This window comes from Streptomyces sp. AM6-12, assembly GCF_044327085.1.
Taxonomy (GTDB): Bacteria; Actinomycetota; Actinomycetes; order Streptomycetales; family Streptomycetaceae; genus Streptomyces.
This window is the reverse complement of the sequence record NZ_JBIQWN010000001.1, coordinates 2,510,734-2,528,457: the sequence shown is the minus strand read 5'-3', so window position 1 is coordinate 2,528,457 and position 17,724 is coordinate 2,510,734. Positions and strand designations below refer to the sequence as shown.

The 17,724-nt window shown below is 71.6% G+C and carries 22 protein-coding genes; 9 read left to right on the top strand and 13 right to left on the bottom strand.

Going from position 1 to position 17,724, the window contains the following annotated elements:
• Positions 1-154 precede the first annotated feature (154 nt).
• Both ACE4Q9_RS11225 and ACE4Q9_RS11220 read right to left on the bottom strand, forming a co-directional pair.
• Complete coding sequence (locus ACE4Q9_RS11225) at positions 155-412, bottom strand: WhiB family transcriptional regulator (RefSeq protein ID WP_003992873.1); 258 nt, start codon at positions 410-412, stop codon at positions 155-157.
• A gap of 320 nt (positions 413-732) precedes the next feature.
• Complete coding sequence (locus ACE4Q9_RS11220) at positions 733-1,701, bottom strand: diacylglycerol/lipid kinase family protein (protein ID WP_397984096.1); 969 nt, start codon at positions 1,699-1,701, stop codon at positions 733-735.
• Positions 1,702-1,967: 266 nt separating this feature from the next.
• Between ACE4Q9_RS11220 and ACE4Q9_RS11215 the strand changes: the two genes are divergently transcribed.
• Complete coding sequence (locus ACE4Q9_RS11215; RefSeq protein ID WP_397984095.1) at positions 1,968-2,411, top strand: hypothetical protein; 444 nt, start codon at positions 1,968-1,970, stop codon at positions 2,409-2,411.
• Positions 2,412-2,421: 10 nt separating this feature from the next.
• On the opposite strand, the gene ACE4Q9_RS11210 is transcribed toward ACE4Q9_RS11215, so the two are convergent.
• From ACE4Q9_RS11210 to ACE4Q9_RS11200, 3 genes are all read right to left on the bottom strand, one after another.
• Positions 2,422-3,522, bottom strand: coding sequence for an RNA polymerase sigma factor SigF (locus ACE4Q9_RS11210; protein WP_397984094.1), 1,101 nt, complete (start codon positions 3,520-3,522; stop codon positions 2,422-2,424).
• Positions 3,523-3,542: 20 nt separating this feature from the next.
• Positions 3,543-3,959 carry an anti-sigma regulatory factor gene (locus ACE4Q9_RS11205; protein WP_009190566.1) on the bottom strand — a complete coding sequence of 139 codons (417 nt, stop codon included), beginning with the start codon at positions 3,957-3,959 and terminating at the stop codon, positions 3,543-3,545.
• Positions 3,960-4,386: 427 nt separating this feature from the next.
• Positions 4,387-4,647 carry a UBP-type zinc finger domain-containing protein gene (locus ACE4Q9_RS11200; protein WP_397984093.1) on the bottom strand — a complete coding sequence of 87 codons (261 nt, stop codon included), beginning with the start codon at positions 4,645-4,647 and terminating at the stop codon, positions 4,387-4,389.
• 61 nt (positions 4,648-4,708) lie between these two features.
• Here ACE4Q9_RS11200 and ACE4Q9_RS11195 point away from each other — a divergent pair, with 61 nt between their 5' ends.
• Both ACE4Q9_RS11195 and ACE4Q9_RS11190 read left to right on the top strand, forming a co-directional pair.
• Positions 4,709-6,304, top strand: coding sequence for a Na+/H+ antiporter (locus ACE4Q9_RS11195; RefSeq protein ID WP_397984092.1), 1,596 nt, complete (start codon positions 4,709-4,711; stop codon positions 6,302-6,304).
• A gap of 133 nt (positions 6,305-6,437) precedes the next feature.
• Positions 6,438-7,391 carry an IS481 family transposase gene (locus ACE4Q9_RS11190; protein WP_397984091.1) on the top strand — a complete coding sequence of 318 codons (954 nt, stop codon included), beginning with the start codon at positions 6,438-6,440 and terminating at the stop codon, positions 7,389-7,391.
• Here ACE4Q9_RS11190 and ACE4Q9_RS11185 read toward each other — a convergent pair.
• On the bottom strand, positions 7,388-8,287 hold the full coding sequence (locus ACE4Q9_RS11185; RefSeq protein WP_397984090.1) for a 1-aminocyclopropane-1-carboxylate deaminase/D-cysteine desulfhydrase: 900 nt from the start codon (positions 8,285-8,287) through the stop codon (positions 7,388-7,390). The two genes, ACE4Q9_RS11190 and ACE4Q9_RS11185, sit on opposite strands and share 4 nt — an antisense overlap.
• A gap of 192 nt (positions 8,288-8,479) precedes the next feature.
• Here ACE4Q9_RS11185 and ACE4Q9_RS11180 point away from each other — a divergent pair, with 192 nt between their 5' ends.
• The 3 genes from ACE4Q9_RS11180 to ACE4Q9_RS11170 all read left to right on the top strand — a co-directional run bounded on the left by ACE4Q9_RS11180 (position 8,480) and on the right by ACE4Q9_RS11170 (position 11,626).
• Positions 8,480-9,886 carry a family 2B encapsulin nanocompartment shell protein gene (locus ACE4Q9_RS11180; RefSeq protein ID WP_397984089.1) on the top strand — a complete coding sequence of 469 codons (1,407 nt, stop codon included), beginning with the start codon at positions 8,480-8,482 and terminating at the stop codon, positions 9,884-9,886.
• Between the two features lie 112 nt (positions 9,887-9,998).
• The gene (locus tag ACE4Q9_RS11175; protein ID WP_397984088.1) at positions 9,999-11,135 is read left to right on the top strand and encodes a family 2 encapsulin nanocompartment cargo protein polyprenyl transferase; all 1,137 of its coding nucleotides are present in this window, start codon (positions 9,999-10,001) and stop codon (positions 11,133-11,135) included.
• Positions 11,136-11,293: 158 nt separating this feature from the next.
• Positions 11,294-11,626 (top strand): DUF952 domain-containing protein, encoded by a 333-nt coding sequence (locus ACE4Q9_RS11170; RefSeq protein ID WP_397984087.1) that lies wholly within the window; start codon positions 11,294-11,296, stop codon positions 11,624-11,626.
• A 23-nt stretch (positions 11,627-11,649) separates the two neighbouring features.
• Here the strand turns inward: ACE4Q9_RS11170 and ACE4Q9_RS11165 are convergent, their stop codons facing one another.
• Together ACE4Q9_RS11165 and ACE4Q9_RS11160 are read right to left on the bottom strand one after the other, a co-directional pair.
• Positions 11,650-12,066 (bottom strand): VOC family protein, encoded by a 417-nt coding sequence (locus tag ACE4Q9_RS11165; protein ID WP_397984086.1) that lies wholly within the window; start codon positions 12,064-12,066, stop codon positions 11,650-11,652.
• 61 nt (positions 12,067-12,127) lie between these two features.
• A complete protein-coding gene (locus ACE4Q9_RS11160; RefSeq protein WP_397984085.1) occupies positions 12,128-12,526 on the bottom strand; it encodes a helix-turn-helix transcriptional regulator in 399 nt (132 codons plus the stop codon).
• A gap of 140 nt (positions 12,527-12,666) precedes the next feature.
• On the opposite strand from ACE4Q9_RS11160, the gene ACE4Q9_RS11155 reads away from it, so the two are divergent.
• Together ACE4Q9_RS11155 and ACE4Q9_RS11150 are read left to right on the top strand one after the other, a co-directional pair.
• Positions 12,667-13,821, top strand: a complete 1,155-nt coding sequence (locus ACE4Q9_RS11155; RefSeq protein WP_397984084.1) for an anion permease — start codon at positions 12,667-12,669, stop codon at positions 13,819-13,821.
• Positions 13,822-13,837: 16 nt separating this feature from the next.
• The gene (locus ACE4Q9_RS11150; RefSeq protein ID WP_397984083.1) at positions 13,838-14,062 is read left to right on the top strand and encodes a hypothetical protein; all 225 of its coding nucleotides are present in this window, start codon (positions 13,838-13,840) and stop codon (positions 14,060-14,062) included.
• Between the two features lie 99 nt (positions 14,063-14,161).
• Here ACE4Q9_RS11150 and ACE4Q9_RS11145 read toward each other — a convergent pair whose 3' ends face one another.
• The 4 genes from ACE4Q9_RS11145 to sodN all read right to left on the bottom strand — a co-directional run bounded on the left by ACE4Q9_RS11145 (position 14,162) and on the right by sodN (position 16,579).
• Positions 14,162-14,761, bottom strand: a complete 600-nt coding sequence (locus tag ACE4Q9_RS11145) for a cysteine hydrolase family protein (protein ID WP_397984082.1) — start codon at positions 14,759-14,761, stop codon at positions 14,162-14,164.
• Positions 14,762-14,783: 22 nt separating this feature from the next.
• Positions 14,784-15,194, bottom strand: coding sequence for a MarR family winged helix-turn-helix transcriptional regulator (locus ACE4Q9_RS11140; protein ID WP_397987182.1), 411 nt, complete (start codon positions 15,192-15,194; stop codon positions 14,784-14,786).
• A 200-nt stretch (positions 15,195-15,394) separates the two neighbouring features.
• Positions 15,395-15,958: a GNAT family N-acetyltransferase gene (locus ACE4Q9_RS11135; protein ID WP_397984081.1), complete on the bottom strand. Its 564-nt coding sequence runs from the start codon at positions 15,956-15,958 to the stop codon at positions 15,395-15,397.
• A gap of 225 nt (positions 15,959-16,183) precedes the next feature.
• Positions 16,184-16,579 carry a superoxide dismutase, Ni gene (sodN, locus tag ACE4Q9_RS11130; RefSeq protein WP_014674929.1) on the bottom strand — a complete coding sequence of 132 codons (396 nt, stop codon included), beginning with the start codon at positions 16,577-16,579 and terminating at the stop codon, positions 16,184-16,186.
• Positions 16,580-16,724: 145 nt separating this feature from the next.
• Here sodN and sodX point away from each other — a divergent pair, with 145 nt between their 5' ends.
• A complete protein-coding gene (sodX, locus tag ACE4Q9_RS11125; protein ID WP_397987181.1) occupies positions 16,725-17,159 on the top strand; it encodes a nickel-type superoxide dismutase maturation protease in 435 nt (144 codons plus the stop codon).
• Here the strand turns inward: sodX and ACE4Q9_RS11120 are convergent.
• Positions 17,063-17,692 (bottom strand): CGNR zinc finger domain-containing protein, encoded by a 630-nt coding sequence (locus ACE4Q9_RS11120; protein ID WP_397984080.1) that lies wholly within the window; start codon positions 17,690-17,692, stop codon positions 17,063-17,065. The genes sodX and ACE4Q9_RS11120 overlap by 97 nt on opposite strands.
• Between the last annotated feature and the right edge of the window lie 32 nt (positions 17,693-17,724).

Sequence of the window (17,724 nt, the reverse complement as noted above, 5' to 3'; positions counted from 1 at the left end):
GCCTCGGACCGTCTTCGGTCCGAGGCTCGTGCTCGTTGCTGCGCTGCTGTTCGCTGGCGGCATCGGGGGATACTGCGCGCTGCTGCTCGGGGGCGGGAGATGCGTGCGCGATGCACGCGCCGCCAAGCTCAGGCTGTCAGCTGGGGTGGGTGTATCAGGCGGAGGCCTGACGAGCCCGGTTGCGGGCGGCACGGCGCTTCATCGCGCGACGCTCGTCCTCGCTGAGGCCACCCCAGACGCCGGAGTCCTGACCGGACTCGAGCGCCCACTGCAAACACTGCTCGATCACCGGGCAGCGACGGCAGACGGCCTTGGCTTCCTCGATCTGCAGCAGCGCGGGACCGGTGTTGCCGATGGGGAAGAACAGCTCGGGGTCTTCCTCGCGGCAAACGGCGTTGTGACGCCAGTCCATGGCTGCTACCTCTCCTTGGTATTACGTGCAAGTTGCTTGTGAATGTGAACGCTTTCACGAATCCCTCGACAAGTGAAGGGCCGAACGCCGAGTCTCCCCCGGCGGGGTCCTTGGTATGAAGAGGGGTTCCGGTGATCAGTGGAGGCCGGTGTTGGGGGCCGTCCCGATCGCCACGTAGAGACTCGCAAACCTCAGCGGCGGATACAACCCCTTCCGGAAAGTTTTTTTTGATTCCTCGGTGTCGACTGGGTCACAGCCGTACTTCCATGGGGTGGATCCTGGCCTAAACGTTCGAGTGAAAGGACTTTGGCCTCTTCCACTCACACAATCACACGCAGTGCGCGGCGTACGCCTGTGAACGTCACGCTTGTGCGCAGCCCCAGGTGGTCACCGTCCATCTGGAGCGGCAGGGGAGCCTTCGAATGCAAGGTGAAGCGGTCCAGATCATGGAGCGGGAAGGCATGCCTGCCATGGGGTCCGCGCTCGGGGGACGAAGTGAGCAACTGGGTGCCATACCGGGCAACCGCGGCCGTCGACAGACGGCTGAGCCCGAGCACGTCGATGCCCGTATCGAACGAGGCCTTAGGTGATGTGTACATGGGGCGATTGCCGAGATACGTCCAAGGGGACGTGTTCGAGACTATGGCGACAACGAGATCCTCGATCGGGTCCTCGCCGGGCTGCTCCAGCGTGATCAGGCCGTGCCGGCGATTGGCCTCGGCGAGGAACTGCCGGATCACCTGCCGTACATAGAGGGCGTGCGTCGACCTCTTGCCCCGGTCGCGCTGCTGCTCGACCCGGCCGACGACGCCCGCGTCGAAACCGAGACCGGCGTTGAAGGTGAACCAGCGGGCCGGGACCCCTTCGTCCTCGCTGCCCGGCGTGCCGGTGGCGAGGCCGAGGCCCACCGCGCGCTCCCGGCCCTCGCGCAGCGCGTCCAGCAGGGCGCCGGTGGCCTCGACGGGGTCGTTGGGCAGGCCCAGGGCGCGGGCGAAGACGTTGGTGGAACCGCCGGGTACGACGGCGAGGCCGGGCAGCCGGGCCAGTTCGGGGCCGGCGTGCAGCAGTCCGTTGACCACCTCGTTGACGGTGCCGTCGCCGCCGAGCGCCACGACCATGTCGATGTCGTCGCTCTCCGCCGCCTGCCGGCCGAGGTCGCGCGCGTGCCCGCGGTACTCGGTGGTGACCGCCTCCAGCTTCACCTCGCTGGCCAGCGCGTGGATCAGCACGTCACGCCTGCGTGCGCTGGTGGTGGTTGCCGCCGGATTGACCACGAGGAGAGCACGCATGCACGTCAGCGTACCTACCCGGCGGTACCGGCCCCAGACCGAGGTAGGGATCGGGTAAGAGGGGAGAGGGCGAGGCTCGGCACGGCTGTGCTGGTCAGGGGCGGGGCGGTCCGCTTCGTGGTGCGGGTGAGTGGCGGGCTGATCGCGCGGTTCCCCGCGCCCCTTCGGGGGCGCGGCGGCACCCCGCCGGCGTGGGCAAGCGACCCGCACGCGCCGGTGACCGAGCCCACCCCCGGCCCGCCCCCGCCGGCGGCTACCCTGCTGGGGTGAGCAGTGAGCAGAAGCCCGCGCAGGAAACGACCGGCACCGAAGGAACTCGGCCCCGGAGGCTGACGTACGCCGCCACCCTGGCCGCCCTCGAAGGCATCGCCCTGTTCGCCGGCGGCCTGTGGGTCCTCGTGCTCGGCATCACCGGCGCCCCCGACGACCGGCAGCAGGCCGTGACGCTGGGTATCACCCTCGCCGTACTCGCCCTGCTCCCGCTCCTCGCCACCCGCGGCCTCCTGCTGCGCCGCGGCTGGAGCCGGGGTCCCGCCGTGATCACCCAGCTGATGGCCCTCCCGGTGGGGCTCACCATGCTGAAGTCCGGCGGCGCCGCCGTCCCCGTCGGCATCGTCCTCGCCGTCGTGTCCGTCGCGGCGCTCGTGCTCCTGGTCAACCGGGAGACGACCCAGGCCCTCGGCATCAAGGGTCCGGGCCGCGCCGAGTAGGGCAGGCGCTCTACTCCTCCACCAGCAGCTTCTCCCGCAGCTGCGCCAGCGTCCGGGCCAGCAGCCGGGAGACGTGCATCTGCGAGATCCCGACCTCCTGCGCGATCTGCGACTGCGTCATGTTCCCGAAGAACCGCAGCAGCAGGATCCGCTTCTCCCGCGGCGGCAGATCCTCCAGCAGCGGCTTGAGCGACTCCCGGTACTCCACCCCCTCCAGCGCCTCGTCCTCCGCGCCGAGCGTGTCGGCGACCGCGGGGGACTCGTCGTCGGTGTCGGGGACGTCCAGGGACAGCGTGGAGTACGCGTTCGCCGACTCCAGGCCCTCCAGGACCTCCTCCTCGGAGATGGCGAGCTTCTCGGCCAGTTCGTGCACCGTCGGCGAGCGGCCGTGCAGCTGGGACAGCTCCGCCGTCGCCGTGGTCAGCGAGAGCCGCAGCTCCTGGAGCCGGCGCGGCACGCGGACCGCCCAGCCCTTGTCCCGGAAGTGCCGCTTGATCTCGCCGACCACGGTCGGCGTGGCGTACGTGGAGAACTCCACGCCCCGCTCGGGGTCGAACCGGTCCACGGACTTGATCAGGCCGATGGTGGCGACCTGGGTGAGGTCGTCCAGCGGCTCGCCGCGGTTGCGGAACCGGCGCGCCAGGTGCTCCACGAGCGGCAGATGCATGCGGACCAGCTGATTGCGCAGCTCCGCGTACTGCGCGCTGCCCGTGTCGAGCCCGCGCAGCTCGACGAACAGCGCACGGGCCCCGCTGCGGTCGTGCGGGTCGTGCGGTGCGGCCTGTGCGCTCAGCGCGTCGTCGTCGGCATATCGCTCGTGCTCGCTCATCGTCCCGCCCGTAGCCCTTCCCCGAGGCCTCGCCCCCGCGCGGCCGGCGGGAGTGGTCCCGCCGCGCGCCGCGGGCGAGGAGCCGGGGTCCGCGCCCGCACCGCCGGGCTCCGCGGAGTGGTCCTCCGGGTGTGGCCTGGCCTGCTCGGGGATGCCGTCGATGCCGTCCGCCATGCGCCGGCCGTCGCGGGGGCCCTCCCCGGACGTCTCGGCCGCACTCGACCAGGGGGCACCCCCGTCCCCGGTCGGCAGCTCACGCGTGCCGCGATCTTCGTCCCGCACCGGACCGTCCCCGTTCTCCCTCACGCCGGCCCGGGACCCGCGCCGCGCTGTTTGTAGAGGCTGATGGACACCGTCTTGTCCTCGTCGACGGCGGACGAGACCTTCCCCGCGAGGGCCGACAGCACGGTCCAGGCGAAGGTGTCCCGCGAGGGGGCATGGCCGTCCGTGGTCGGAGCCGACACGGTGACCTCCAGCGAGTCGTCGACGAGCCGGAAGACACAGCTGAGCACCGAGCCCGGCACGGCCTGCTGGAGCAGGATCGCGCAGGCCTCGTCCACGGCGATGCGCAGATCCTCGATCTCGTCCAGGGTGAAGTCCAAGCGGGCCGCCAGACCGGCCGTGGCCGTCCGCAGCACCGACAGGTAGGCACCCGCGGCCGGCAGCCGGACCTCCACGAAATCCTGGTTCGCCGCGGGTTCGCCTGCGATCTGGGACACCCTCACCTCCATGGTGGTACAAGCTTTACAGGGGCCGAGGGTCGCCCCCCGGGGCTAACGCGTAGTGGTTCAAGCGGTGACGCTATCGCGCGCCGAATGTTTCCGTCCCCGGGACCCCGACCCCCTGGCGTCACTCACAGTAAAGCTGTGGATACGCTCCGTGTCTAGGGGGTGTGCGGCCCCAAATCGGGAGAGCCCGCGCCGGGTTGACGTACCCAGACGTCAGACGCCCGAACCGTCGTGCGCGCGCCGCCGCATGCAGTGTCACACGACACAGCCCCCGATCGGGAAGATGATCAACGATCGGAGGCCACTCGTACGGGGTCAGGCCCCGATTCCGTCCCGATTCGGCCGGGAATCGCACGGGAACCGCGCTCGGACGGGCGCCGCTCGGATCGAGTGCCGTTCAGACCGGATCGAGTGCCGTTCAGACCAGGACGTGGTCCACGAAGCACCACCGCCAGTCCTCGCCCGGCTCGAACGTCCGCATCACCGGGTGCCCGGTCTGCTCGTGGTGCCCGGTGGCGTGCCGGCCCGGTGAGGAATCGCAGCAGCCGACATGGCCACAGGTCAGGCAGAGCCGCAGCTGCACCGGGTGCGTCCCGCTCGCCAGGCACTCCGGGCAGGTCGCGGAGCGCGGCTCGGGTTCCGGCTGCGGCAGCGCGTCGGCGTGCGTGCACTGTTTCATGATTGCCAGATTACGACGGGCGTGCGGGTGACCGCGCGGAAAACGAGGGTGGGCGAGAAGCATGGACGTGATGCCCCTGCTGTTGCTGGTCGCGGGCAGTGCCGCGGTCGCCGGGACCGCCCGGCGCACCCCGGTGCCCGCGCCGCTGCTGCTGGTCGCGGTGGGCCTGGCGGTGTCGTACGTCCCCGGCGTCCCCGACTACACCCTCGAACCCGAGGTCGTCCTGCCCCTGGTGCTGCCGCCGCTGCTCTACAAGGAGGGCACCGAGAGCTCCTACCTGGACCTGCGGGCCCAGAAGCGCCCGGTGGGGCTGCTGTCCGTCGGGTACGTGCTGTTCGCGACCTTCGTCGTCGGCTGGGCCGCCTATCTCGTCGTGCCCGGACTGCCGCTGCCCGCCGCGCTGGTGCTCGGCGCGGTCGTGGCGCCGACGGACGCGGTCGCGGCCGCCGCGATCGCCCGCAGGGTCGGGCTGCCGTCCCGGATCACCACGATCCTCCAGGGCGAGTCGCTGCTGAACGACGCCACCGCGATCACCGCCTACAAGGTGGCCGTCGCCGCCGCCGTCGGCGCGGGCTCCACCTGGGCGGGCGGCATCGAGGAGTTCCTGCGCGCGGCGGTCGGCGGCGTGGTCGTCGGCCTGGTGCTCATGGTGCCGATCCACTGGCTGCGCACGCATCTGACCGAGGCGCTGCTCCAGAACACCCTCTCGCTGCTGATCCCGTTCGTCGCCTACGGGGTCGCCGAGCAGCTGCACGCCTCCGGAGTGCTCGCGGTCGTCGTGGTCGCCGTCTACCTCGGACACCGCGCCTGGGAGGTCGACTTCGCGACGAGGCTCCAGGAGGAGGCGGTGTGGAAGATGGTCGCCTTCGTGCTGGAGTCGGCCGTGTTCGCACTGATCGGCCTCCAGCTGCCGCCCATCCTCAAGGGACTCGCCGCCTACCACGGGGCCGACGCGGCCTGGTACGCCCTCGCCGTCTTCCTGGTCGTCGTGGCGGCCCGGTCCGTCTGGACGTTCCCGGCGACCTTCCTGCCGCGCGTGCTGTCCGGGCGGGTCCGGGAGCGCGAGGAGAACCCCACCTGGCGGGCGCCGGTCGTGGTCTCCTGGGCGGCGATGCGGGGCGTGGTCTCCCTGGCCATCGCCTTCTCCATCCCGGAGACGGTGCGCGGCGGCGCGCCCTTCCCGCAGCGCAACCTGATCCTCTTCCTGACCTTCACCACGGTCATCGGCACCCTGGTCGTACAGGGCCTCACCCTCGCCCCGCTGATCCGCCTGATGAAGTTCCCCGGCCGCGACCGGCAAGCCGAGACCCTGGCCGAGGCCAACGCGCAGGCGCAGGCGTCCCTGGCCGCCGAACGCCGCCTGGATGAACTCCTCGCCGACGAGCGCAACGCGCTGCCGCCGCCGCTCGCCGACCGCCTCCGCGACGTCCTGGAGCGCCGCCGCAACGCCGTCTGGGAGCGCCTCGGCCAGGTGAACCCGGTCACGGGCGAGTCCGTGGACGACACCTACCGCAGGCTGTCCCGCGCGATGATCAGCGCCGAACGCGAGGTCTTCGTACGGCTGCGTGACCGCCGCCACATCGACGACGAGATGCTGCGCGCCCTGCTGCGGCACCTGGACCTGGAGGAGGCGGCGGCGTACCGGGAGACGGCGTGATGCGCCTCTAGGTGTTCTGTCTCGGGAGGTTGTGGACGGTGACGGGGCTCACGGCTGAGCGATCTTGAAATGGGTGAGGGCCTTCTGGCCTGGTGTGGATTGCGACATCTGCACCAGCAACAGAAAGGCCCTCGTGCCCCACCGTAATGCACCCCTGACCGAGACCGGACGTCTTCGTCTGGCCCGCTGCGTGGTCGAGGACAACTGGCCCCTCAGAGCAGCCGCCGAACGCTTCCAGGTCTCGCCGACCACGGCCCAGCGCTGGGCCGACCGCTACCGGCAGTTCGGCGAGGCCGGGATGTGCGACCGGTCTTCCCGCCCGCACGCCAGCCCGCGCCGGACCCCGGCCCGCACCGAGCGCCGGATCATCAAGGTCCGGCTTCTGCGCCGCTGGGGGCCGGCCCGCATCGCACACCTGCTGCGGCTGGTGCCCTCGACCGTGCACCGCGTGCTGACCCGTTACGGCCTGGCCCGCCTCGCCAACCTGGACCGGGCCACCGGCCGTGTCATACGCCGCTATGAACGCGACAGGCCCGGCGAGCTGGTGCATGTCGACATCAAGAAGCTCGGCAACATCCCTGACGGCGGCGGGCACAAGGTCCTCGGCCGGGCCGCAGGCCGCAAGACCCGATCCGGCGCCGGCTACAGCTACCTGCACACTGCCGTCGACGACCACTCCCGCCTGGCCTACAGCGAGATCCTCACCGACGAGAAGAAGGAGACCGCCACCGGCTTCTGGCAACGGGCCCACGCCTTCTTCACCGAGTACGGGATCACGGTCGAGCGGGTGCTGACCGACAACGGCTCCTGCTACCGCTCACGCAACTGGCGAGATGCGCTGGCAGCGGCCGGGATCGCCCACAAGCGCACCCGGCCCTACCGGCCCCAGACCAACGGCAAGGTCGAACGCTTCAACCGCACCCTGCTCGACGAGTGGGCCTACGCCCGTCCCTACCGCACGGAGACCGAACGACGCGACGCGTTCCCCGCCTGGCTGCACACCTACAATCACCACCGCGGACACACCGCGCTGAAGGGCCAACCACCCGCCAGCCGCGTCCCCAACCTCACGGGTCAATACATCTAGGGCTCGGGGAACGGCCGGCCGGTGACGACGGCGGCGAGCGTCGTGCCGCGCGGGAAGGCACCCTCCCCGGCGAGGGTGACGAGTCCGTAGAGCAGCTTGGCGACATAGAGGCGTTCCACGGGCAGACCGTGCCGCCGCTCGAAGTCCTCGGCGAAGGCGTCGAGTTCGGGGGTGGTGCGCGCGTATCCACCGAAGTGGAAGCGGTCGTCCAGGGACCAGTCGCCGGTACGGCCACCGAAGGCACGTTCCTGCAACACCTCGGTGTCGGCGGCCAGGAAGCCGCCCCTGAGGACCGGCACACCGAGCGCCCGCTGCCCCTCCGCCAGCCCGGCCGCGAGCCCCGCGAGCGTCCCGCCGGTGCCGCAGGCGACCGCGACGACATCGGCGTGCCCGCGCAGTTCCGCGCCGAGCGCCGCGCAGCCGCGCACCGCCGCCGCGTTGCTGCCGCCCTCCGGCACGACGTACGCGCCCTCGGCGCCGGCCGCGCGCAGGATCGCCGCCAGCGTCTCCGGCTCGGCCTTGCGCCGGTAGACCGACCGTTCGGCGAAGTGCAGCCGCATCCCTTCGGCCGCGCACCGGGCGAGGGAGGGGTTGAGCGGCCGGCCGGCCAGCTCCTGACCGCGCACCACCCCGGTGGTGGCCACCCCGAGCAGCCGTCCGGCCGCCGCGGTGGCCCGCAGGTGATTGGAGTAGGCCCCGCCGAAAGTGACCAGCGGCCGCCCGCCCGCCGCGGCGAGGTTCGGCACCAGCTTGCGCCACTTGTTGCCGATCAGCTCCGGGTGGATCAGGTCGTCCCGCTTGAGCAGCAGCCGGACCCCGCGCCGCTCGAACCGCTCGTCCCGCAGCTCCTGGAGCGGCGAGGGAAGGCGGGGGACGAGGGGATCGCTGCCGGTCACCGTGCCATTGTCGCCGACGCCGGGCACGCGCGTCCGGGCACGGCCCGATTTCCGAAGTCCTCCTTTCTGCCCACTAGTCCGATGATCCATTCCCCCTCTTTCGGGTAATGGCGGGGCGACCGTGCGTGATGGGACGCTCGATGCGAGACCGGCCCGCTGCGGCCGGTGCATTACATGGGAGGGCATTTCCACATGTCGGTAGGCGATGAGGTCCGCACGGATCAGGGCAAGCCGCAGCAGTCCCTCGGGACCGCGGCAGCGCGGAACCTGGCCACCACCACCAAGTCCGTTCCGCAGATGCAGGAGATCAGCTCCCGCTGGCTGCTGCGCACGCTCCCCTGGGTGGACGTCCAGGGCGGCACGTACCGGGTGAACCGCCGCCTGACGTACGCCGTCGGCGACGGCCGCATCACCTTCGTGAAGACCGGGGGTCAGGTCGAGGTCATCCCGGCCGAGCTCGGCGAGCTCCCGGCCCTGCGGTCGTACGAGGACGAAGAGGTCCTGGCCGAGCTGGCCCGGCGCTGCCGCCAGCGCGACTTCGCCCCCGGCGAGGTGATCGCCGACTTCGGCAACCGCAACGACGGGGTGCATCTGCTCGCCCACGGCCGCGTCGAGAAGATCGGCACCGGCCCCTACGGCGACGACTCGGTCCTCGGCGTCCTCGCCGACGGCTCCTACTTCGGCGACCAGGCGCTGGTCGACCCGGACGCCATCTGGGAGTACACGGTCCGCGCGGACACCGCCAGCACCGTGCTCATCCTCAGCCGCCAGGACTTCGAGCAGATCGCCGAGCGCTCCGAATCCCTGCGCGCGCACCTGGCCCAGCTCCGCTCGATCCCGGAGCAGCGCACCAACAAGTACGGCGAGAAGGCGGTCGACCTGGCGGCCGGCCACTCCGGCGAGCCCGACATCCCGCACACCTTCGTCGACTACGAGCCCCGGCCCCGCGAGTACGAACTGAGCATCGCCCAGACCGTACTGCGCGTCCACTCCCGCGTGGCCGACCTGTACAACCAGCCGATGAACCAGACCGAGCAGCAGCTGCGGCTCACGGTCGAGGCGCTGAAGGAGCGCCAGGAGCACGAGCTGATCAACAACCCGGAGTTCGGTCTCCTCAGCAACTGCGAGTACGACCAGCGGATCCAGCCGCACGACGGCGTGCCGAGCCCGGACGACATGGACGAGCTGCTCAGCCGCCGCCGCGGGACCAAGCTGTTCCTCGCCCACCCGCGCGCGATCGCCGCGTTCGGCCGCGAGCTGAACAAGCGGGGGCTGGTGCCGGAGACCATCGACATGGGCGGCAACCGCATCCCCACCTGGCGCGGGGTGCCCATCTTCCCGTGCGGCAAGATCCCGATCAGCGAGGCGCGGACCACCTCGATCATCGCGATGCGTACCGGCGAGGAGGAGCAGGGCGTCATCGGCCTGCGGCAGTCCGGCATCCCGGACGAGATCGAACCGAGCCTGTCCGTCCGCTTCATGGGGATCAACGAGCAGGCGATCATCAAGTACCTGGTCACGGCCTACTATTCGGCCGCCGTCCTGGTGCCCGACGCGCTCGGTGTGCTGGAGAACGTCGAAATCGGCCGGTGGAGGTGACGTTTCCGCACGTCGCGGCCGTGTCCCCGGCCGTATGGGCGGGTACACCCTCGGGGTACGCGTCCGGCCGGGCAGGATCCGCCGGTGCCCGCGGACCTGGCGAGGGGGAGACATGGCCGAGTCCATGACGGAGATCGATGAGCGTTCCTGTGGTGTGCCGTACCCCGGCGCACCACAGGGGCGGCGGGGGACCGGGGACACGGGCCCCGGTCCGCACGACGGGCAGGAGGCGCCGGCGCTGCTGGAGCGGAGCCGGGCGCTGGTCGACCCGGCGATGCGCGCCGCCGTGGAGTCGCTGCCCGGTTCCATGCGCCGGATCGCGCGCTACCACTTCGGCTGGGAGCACGTGGACGGCAGCCCGGCCGCGGGCCACGCGGGCAAGGCGATCCGCCCGGCCCTGGTGCTCGCCGCCGCCGACGCGCTCGGCGGCCCGGCGGCCCGCGCGGCCGCCGTACCGGCCGCGGCGGCGGTGGAGCTGGTCCACAACTTCACACTGCTGCACGACGACGTGATGGACCGGGACCCCACCCGCAGGCACCGGCCCACCGCCTGGACCGTGTTCGGGGACGCGGACGCGATCCTCGCCGGGGACGCGCTCCAGGCGCTCGCGCTGCGCCTGCTGGCCGAGGACCCGCACCCGGCCGCCGCTCAAGCCGCCGCCCGGCTCGCGGACTGCGTGCTGGAGCTGTGCGCCGGCCAGCACGCCGACACCGACCTGGAGCACCGCGCGCCGGCCGAGGTGACGCTGGACGAGGTGCTCGCCATGGCCGAGGCGAAGACGGGGGCGCTGCTGGGCTGCGCCTGCGCCCTCGGCGCGCTGTACGCGGGCGCGGGGCCCGAGGCGGTGGCCGCGCTGGACGGTTTCGGGCGTCAGGCGGGGCTCGCCTTCCAGCTGATCGACGACGTCATCGGCATATGGGGTGAGCCGCTGCGGACCGGCAAGCCGGCCGGTGCCGATCTCGCGGCCCGCAAGAAGTCCCTGCCGGTGGTGGCGGCGCTGGTCTCCGGTACCCCGGCGGCGGCCGAACTCGCCGCGCTGTACGGAAAGCCGTACAGCACCGGGGACAGCGAGGGCATAGCGCGGACCGCGCTGGCCGTGGAGCGGGCCGGCGGCCGGGACTGGGCGCAGGCGGAGGCGGCCGACCGGATGGCCCGCGCGATGCAGGAGCTGGCCCGCGCGATCCCGGACCCGGAGGCGGCGGGCGGGCTGCTCGCCCTCGCCGAGTTCGTGACCCGGCGCAGCAGCTGAGCGTCGCGGTCCGTGCCGCCGGCCCGTCCGGCGGCCCCGGGGACCCGGAGCCTCCGGGCCCGTGCGGCTCCTGACCCCGCACGGCGCTCCGGGGGCTCCGGTCGTACGACCGCCTGCCTCCCCACCGGTCGCCTGGCCCCGGCGTCTACCGTGGGGGCATGCCGAAACCGTCCCGCATCGTCCATCTCACCGAGCGCTCCCTGTGGGAGGCGGCCCGCGAGCGCGGCACCTACGAGGTGTCGACCCGTGGCCGCACCCTCGACGAGGTGGGCTTCATCCACTTCTCCTCGCGCGAGCAACTCCCGCCCGTAGCGGCCTTCTTGTACGGCGATTACGACGGCCCGGACGAACTGGTGCTCCTGGTGGTGGACCCGGCGCTCCTGGACGCGCCGCTGAGGTACGAGCCGGGGGAGCCGGGCGGCGAGGACTTCCCGCACCTGTACGGCCCGTTGCCGGTGAGCGCCGTGGTGGAGGTGGAGCCCTGGGGCTGAAGTGCCGCCCGCCTCAGGCGCGTTCAGGCGGCCGGGCGCTGGAAGCAGCGCAGCAGATTGCCCGCCGGGTCGCGGAAGGCGCAGTCGCGCACGCCCCACGGCTGGTCGGTCGGCTCCTGGAGCACATCGGCGCCGGCCTCGCGCAGCCGCTCCCACAGCGCGTCGCAGTCGTCGGTGGCCAGGATGACCCCGCGCAGCATGCCCTTGGCGAGCAGTTCGGCGAGCGCCTGCCGGTCGGCCGGGGAGGCGTCCGGGTTGGCGCCCGGCGGCTCCAGCACGATCTCCACGTCCGGCTGGTGCGGCGAGCCGACGGTCACCCATCGCATCCCCTCGAAGCCCACGTCGTTGCGGACCTCCAGGCCGAGGATGTCGCGGTAGAAGGCGAGGGCCTTGTCGTGGTCGTCCACGGCGATGAAGCACTGCGCGAGTCGTACGTTCATGCGTTCACGCTAAGCCGGTCGGGACGACGGCGCGCGCGGCTCGGGGGAACTACGGGCGAGATCAGTACGGGCGGCGGCGTGGCCGGGTGAAGGCGCGGGCCACGCAGGAGGGGATCACCGCGGCCGGTTCGTGCGAGGCCGCCCGGTAGGTGCTCGGGGTCTGGCCGACCAGCTCGGTGAAACGGGAACTGAAGGACCCGAGCGACGTGCACCCCACGGCCAGGCACACCTCGGTCACGGTGAGGTCACCCCGGCGCAGCAGCGCCTTGGCCCGCTCGATACGGCGGGTCATGAGATAGCTGTAGGGCGTCTCCCCGAACGCCTTGCGGAAGCTGCGCTGGAAATGGCCGGGGGACATCAGGGCGCCGCGCGCCAGCTCGCTCATGTCGAGCGGCTCCGCGTACTCCCGGTCCATCCGGTCGCGCACGCGCCGCAACCGCCGCAGATCCTCCAGACTCACGCCCACCAGCTTGGCACAGCCCACCGACACCGGGCCGGGACCGGTCGGCCCCGCCGTCCCCACCCCGTCTCCGCCTCGGTATCGGAGGGCATTCGCTCCCAGTTCGCGTGGGATTGGCCGGGTCTTGGTTGGCTGGAGTCATGGACCACTTCACGTTCCTCGTGGCGGTCGTCATCGTGACGGCGCTGGCGTTCGACTTCACGAACGGGTTCCATGACACCGCGAACGCGATGGCCACCTCCATCGCCACGGGCGCGCTCCGGCCCAGAATCGCGGTCCTGATCAGCGGTGTTCTCAATATCGCGGGCGCGTTCCTGTCCACCGAGGTGGCCCGGACGATCTCCGGGGGCATCGTGGACGACGCCCTGGTCACCCCCGCGATGATCTTCGCCGGGCTGGTCGGGGCGATCCTGTGGAATCTGGCGACCTGGCTCGCCGGGCTGCCCTCCAGTTCCTCGCACGCCCTGTTCGGCGGGCTGATCGGCGCGGTCTGGGTCGGCGCGGGGTCCAAGGGCGTGCACTTCGAGCAGGTGCTCGACAAGGTGCTGCTGCCCGCCGTCGTCTCCCCTCTGGTGGCCGGCGTCGCCGCCTGCGCCGCCACCTACCTCGCCTATCTGCTCTCCGCCCGCGCCCGCCAAGAGCAGGTGACCAAGGGCTTCCGGCTCGGCCAGATCGCCTCCGCGTCCCTGGTCTCCCTCGCGCACGGCACCAACGACGCGCAGAAGACCATGGGCGTGATCACGCTGACCCTGATCTCCGCGGGCGCGCTCGGCCATGACGCCGGGCCGCCGGTCTGGGTCATAGGCTCCGCGGGACTCGCGATCGGCCTCGGCACCTATCTGGGCGGCTGGCGGATCATCCGCACCATGGGCAAGGGCCTGACGGACATCCAGTCACCGCAGGGCTTCGCCGCCGAGACGGCCTCCACCGCCGTGATCCTCACCTCCGCCCACCTCGGCTTCGCCCTGTCCACCACCCAGGTCGCCTCCGGCAGCATCCTCGGCGCGGGACTCGGCCGCCGGCTCGCGGAGGTCCGCTGGGGCGTGGCCGGGCGGATGGCGCTGGCCTGGCTGATCACCCTGCCGTTCGCCGCGCTGGTCGGCGGCCTCGCGGCCAGCGTGGTCAAGCACGGCGGCAACGTCGGCACGGTCGTCGTCGCCCTGGTGGTGCTGGCCCTCGCCGTGGGCGGCGTCGCCGTCTCCCGCCGCAACCCGGTGCACGCCGACAACGTCAACGACCACCACGAGGTCACCCTCCGCGCCCAGACGCCCACCGACATCGGCTCCGCCGTCTGAACTCCGGGAGTCCGCCATGCACATCGACTGGTCCGCCCTCGCCCGCGTCGCCGCGGTCAGCCTCGGCGTCACCGTCACCGTGGTCGTCGTCTTCACCCTCGGCGTGCTGGGCCTGTCCCGCGCCGCCGACCGCCGCGCGGGCGCCGCCACCGCGGCCCGCGCCCAGGCGGGGCTGTGCTTCCTGGTCTGCGCGGTGGTGGTGGGGTACGGGATCTACCTGATCGTGCCGCAGTTCCACTGACCGCGCCTGGCGCGCGGCCCACCGGTCCCGCACCGCAGGCATGGTCGTGCCGACACGGCCCGGCTGGAAGGGGCCCCCTCGCTCGCTTGCCGGAACGCGTCAGGCCGCACCCAGCAACTCGCGCAGCCGCGCGGTGTCGATGACGTGCGCCCGCATCGGGAACACCTTCTCCAGCAGCACCCGGTGGACCTCCGGGTCACGGTCGGCGACCCCGTCGGACAGCACGATGACCCGGTAGTCGCGGTCGGCGGCGTCGGTCAGCGTGGACAGGACGACTCCGCTGGTGCTGATCCCGGAGAGGATCAGCGTGTCGATGCCGCGCGCGTCCAGCTGCTCGTACAGGTCGGTCGTGGAGGCCGCGCCGATGCGGACCTTGCGCACCACGATGTCGCCGTCCTCGGGCGCGATCCGCTCGTCGACCTGCGTCGCGGGGTCCTCGTGGTGGTTGAGCCTGGCCGCGGCGAGCGGGCCGAAGGGCTTGTTCCGCTCCGGGATCGCGGCCCAGTCCTCCTCGGTGAAGGCGACCCGGACGTAGCCGATGGTGCCTCCGGCGGCGCGGACCTCGGCGATGGCGCCCTTGATCAGCTCGATCAGCGCGTCCGCGTCGGGGGCGTGGGAGAGGATCCCGCCCTGGAGGTCCATCGCCAGCAGGGCGGTGCGCTCGGGGGCGATCGAGGTCAGGGTGGCGGGGGTGGTCATACGGTGGTTCTCCTCGCGGATCTCATGGGGTGTGCGGGTGGATCTCGGCCCCGGCGAGACGCTCCAGCAGCTCGACGGCCTTCTCCAGGTCGTCCAGCTCCTCCGGGGGTACGACCTGTGCGATGGCGCGGGCCAGGAAGGAGGCGCGCCCCGCGAGCAGCCGTTCGATCAGTTCGCCGGCCGAGGGGTCGGCGCTGATCAGCTTGCGGCGGCCGTCGAGCGGATCGGACGCGCCGTGCACCAGTCCGGCGGCCTTCAGCACCGCGAGGCTCTGGGCGATGGCCTGGGGCGTGACGTGCTCCAGCGCGGCGAGCCGCGCCGCCGTCACCGGGCCCTCGCGCACCACCTCGGCCAGGACGGCGAGCTGGGTGGCGGTCAGACCGGTCGCGTGCTGCCCCGACTCCGCGCGCAGCCGTGCCCGCAGGCGCTTCATCGCCTGGTTGAGGCGCTGGGCGGTGTCGGAGGGGGGCGGTGGGGGAGTGGTGGCGGAGCCGGAGGTCACGCCCTCACCGTAGAATTCATCAAGCAACTTTGCCAAGTTGCTTGATGAATTCTTGGACGGGGCTCTCCTCGGGGCGTCCGCGCGGTCACCAGGGGAGGCGGTGGCTCGGTGTCGTGCGGTGCGGGGGCGGGCTACCGCCTCTCCCACTGCTCCTTGGTGATCTCGTACCGCACGCCCCCGAACTCGGCGCCCTCGACTTTCGCCATGTCAGGAGGGGTTGGGATGCTCTCCGCGAGCGTCATCCCGACCTTCTCCATGACATTGCGCGAACCCCGGTTCACGGACATCGTGTCGGCCCAGACCATGCGCACCCCTAGTTCCGTGAACGCCTTGCGCAGCAGGGCCCGTGAGCCCTCGGTGGCGTACCCCTTGCCCCAGGCCGCCTGCCGCAGCCGGTAGCCGAGTTCGACCTCGTCGAGCGGGCCCTCCGCCTCGGGACGCAGGATGAACCAGCCGATGAACGCGCCGCCGTCCTTCTCGTGCGCGGCGAACAGCCCCAAGTCGCCGCCCCACTTGTCGTAGCCGGCGAGGATGTTCGGCAGATGACGCTCCCGGACGACCTCCGGCGCGGTCGGCTCACCACCGCTCAGGTACCGCATCACCGCCGGGTCACCGTCCAGCTCTATCAGCAGATCGGCGTCCCCGTCGGTGAATCGGCGCAGCACCAGGCGCTCGGTGTCCAGATAGGTGTCCATGAGCCGATCATGTCGGAAGCGACTCGGACGGCCAATCGATTTCGCGAGCCGGTGGACCGGTGGACGCGGCGCCGGCTCCACCGTGCGGACGCCCTTCCCTCGTCCCGCAGAAAAGACCGCACCCGGCCCCCACGAGCGCCAAGTTACGGCGCCCTGTGGGCCGGGTGCGGGGAAGTAGACCGGGCGATAAGGGAAATCGCAGGTCAAGCAGCGTGACCGGGTGGGTCAGGCCTTCTTGGTCTCCCAGAAGATCTTGTCGATCTGGGCGATGTAGTCGAGCGCCTTCTGGCCCGTCGCCGGGTCGGTGGACGCCTTGGCGGCCGAGAGGGCCTTCAGGGTGTCGTTGACCAGCTGGTGCAGCTCGGGGTACTTCTCGAAGTGCGGGGCCTTGAAGTAGTCGCTCCAGAGGACGGAGACGTGGTGCTTCGCGAGCTCCGCGCGCTGTTCCTTGATGACGGTGGCGCGGGCCTGGAAGTGGGGGTCGTCGTTGCCGGCCATCTTCTCCTGGACGGCCTTGACCGACTCCGCCTCGATGCGGGCCTGGGCCGGGTCGTACACGCCGCAGGGCAGGTCGCAGTGGGCGCTGACCTTGACCTTGGGGGCAAACAGGCGGGAAAGCATGGAGCATTCCTTCCTCGTGATCGTCTTCTCAGGTGCGACATTACTCCCTGGGCGACCTGTTTTCCTGAGTGCCCCCTAGGGCTTAGGACAAAAGTCCAGGGTCAGACTGAGACTGGTGGAGGAACGGACCGGGGAGGTGCCGGGAATGCCGGAGCTGTCGCAGGAGAGCGAGCGGGGGAGGTCGCCCGCGCCGTTCGGGCTGGCCGAGGTGACAGGGCCGTCCATGGTGCCCACGCTCCAGCACGGCGATCAGCTGCTGGTGCGCTACGGGGGCACCGTCAGGCCCGGTGACATCGTCGTACTGCGGCATCCGTTCCAGCAGGACCTGCTGGTGGTCAAGCGGGCCGTGGAGCGGCGCGAGGGCGGTTGGTGGGTGCTCGGGGACAACCCGTACGCGGGTGGGGACAGCACCGACTACGGGGTCGTGCCCGAGGAGCTGGTGCTGGGGCGGGCCTGGGTGCGGCTGCGGCCGTTCCGGGCCGGTCAGCGTTCGCCGCTGGCCGTGCTGGGCTGGGCCGTCTCGGCCGTACGGCCGCTGCTCGGCGACCGGTCGGCCTCCAGGCGCTTGCGGGCCCGGTAGGCGGCCACGTTGGCGCGGGTGGCGCAGCGGTCGGAGCAGTAGCGGCGGGACCGGTTGGTCGAGGTGTCCAGGTACGCGTTGCGGCAGGGCGCCGCCTGGCACAGGCCGAGCCGGTCCACGCCGTACTCGGTGAGGTGGAAGGCCAGGCCCATCGCCGCGATCGCCGCGTAGCCCGCGGTGGCGTTGGAGGGGTGGTCGGCCAGGTGCATGTGCCACAGCGGGCGGTCGTCCTCGTCCCGGTGGTCGTGGCCGGAGATCTGGGGGCTGACCGGGAACTCCAGCAGCAGCGAGTTCAGCAGGTCCACGGCCAGCGTCTCGTCGCCGCCGTCGGCCGCCTCGAAGACCGAGCGCAGCCGGGCCCGGACCGAGCGGAAGCGGGTGACGTCGGCGTCGGTGGCGCGGCGGGCAGCGGACGCGTTGACGCCGAAGAGGTCACGGATGGCCTCGACCGAGGTCAGGCAGTCCTTGCCCCGGCTCGGTTCCTCGGTGTTGACGAGTCGTACGGCGTAATCCGAGTAATAGGCCAGTTCCACTTGTAGTCCTTACGGAGGCGCTCTATCGTCGT

Excerpts from the sequence above, each read along its gene's own strand:
- ACE4Q9_RS11145 (WP_397984082.1), bottom strand. The coding sequence starts at position 14,761 with ATGACCACCCCCGCCACCCTGACCTCGATCGCCCCCGAGCGCACCGCC.
- ACE4Q9_RS11220 (WP_397984096.1), bottom strand. The coding sequence starts at position 1,701 with ATGCGTGCTCTCCTCGTGGTCAATCCGGCGGCAACCACCACCAGCGCA.
- ACE4Q9_RS11140 (WP_397987182.1), bottom strand. The coding sequence starts at position 15,194 with ATGAAGCGCCTGCGGGCACGGCTGCGCGCGGAGTCGGGGCAGCACGCG.
- ACE4Q9_RS11150 (WP_397984083.1), top strand. The coding sequence starts at position 13,838 with ATGCACATCGACTGGTCCGCCCTCGCCCGCGTCGCCGCGGTCAGCCTC.
- ACE4Q9_RS11175 (WP_397984088.1), top strand. The coding sequence starts at position 9,999 with ATGGCCGAGTCCATGACGGAGATCGATGAGCGTTCCTGTGGTGTGCCG.
- ACE4Q9_RS11135 (WP_397984081.1), bottom strand. The coding sequence starts at position 15,958 with ATGGACACCTATCTGGACACCGAGCGCCTGGTGCTGCGCCGATTCACC.
- ACE4Q9_RS11155 (WP_397984084.1), top strand. The coding sequence starts at position 12,667 with ATGGACCACTTCACGTTCCTCGTGGCGGTCGTCATCGTGACGGCGCTG.
- ACE4Q9_RS11170 (WP_397984087.1), top strand. The coding sequence starts at position 11,294 with ATGCCGAAACCGTCCCGCATCGTCCATCTCACCGAGCGCTCCCTGTGG.
- sodX (WP_397987181.1), top strand. The coding sequence starts at position 16,725 with ATGCCGGAGCTGTCGCAGGAGAGCGAGCGGGGGAGGTCGCCCGCGCCG.
- ACE4Q9_RS11225 (WP_003992873.1), bottom strand. The coding sequence starts at position 412 with ATGGACTGGCGTCACAACGCCGTTTGCCGCGAGGAAGACCCCGAGCTG.
- ACE4Q9_RS11165 (WP_397984086.1), bottom strand. The coding sequence starts at position 12,066 with ATGAACGTACGACTCGCGCAGTGCTTCATCGCCGTGGACGACCACGAC.
- sodN (WP_014674929.1), bottom strand. The coding sequence starts at position 16,579 with ATGCTTTCCCGCCTGTTTGCCCCCAAGGTCAAGGTCAGCGCCCACTGC.
- ACE4Q9_RS11195 (WP_397984092.1), top strand. The coding sequence starts at position 4,709 with ATGGACGTGATGCCCCTGCTGTTGCTGGTCGCGGGCAGTGCCGCGGTC.
- ACE4Q9_RS11180 (WP_397984089.1), top strand. The coding sequence starts at position 8,480 with ATGTCGGTAGGCGATGAGGTCCGCACGGATCAGGGCAAGCCGCAGCAG.
- ACE4Q9_RS11200 (WP_397984093.1), bottom strand. The coding sequence starts at position 4,647 with ATGAAACAGTGCACGCACGCCGACGCGCTGCCGCAGCCGGAACCCGAG.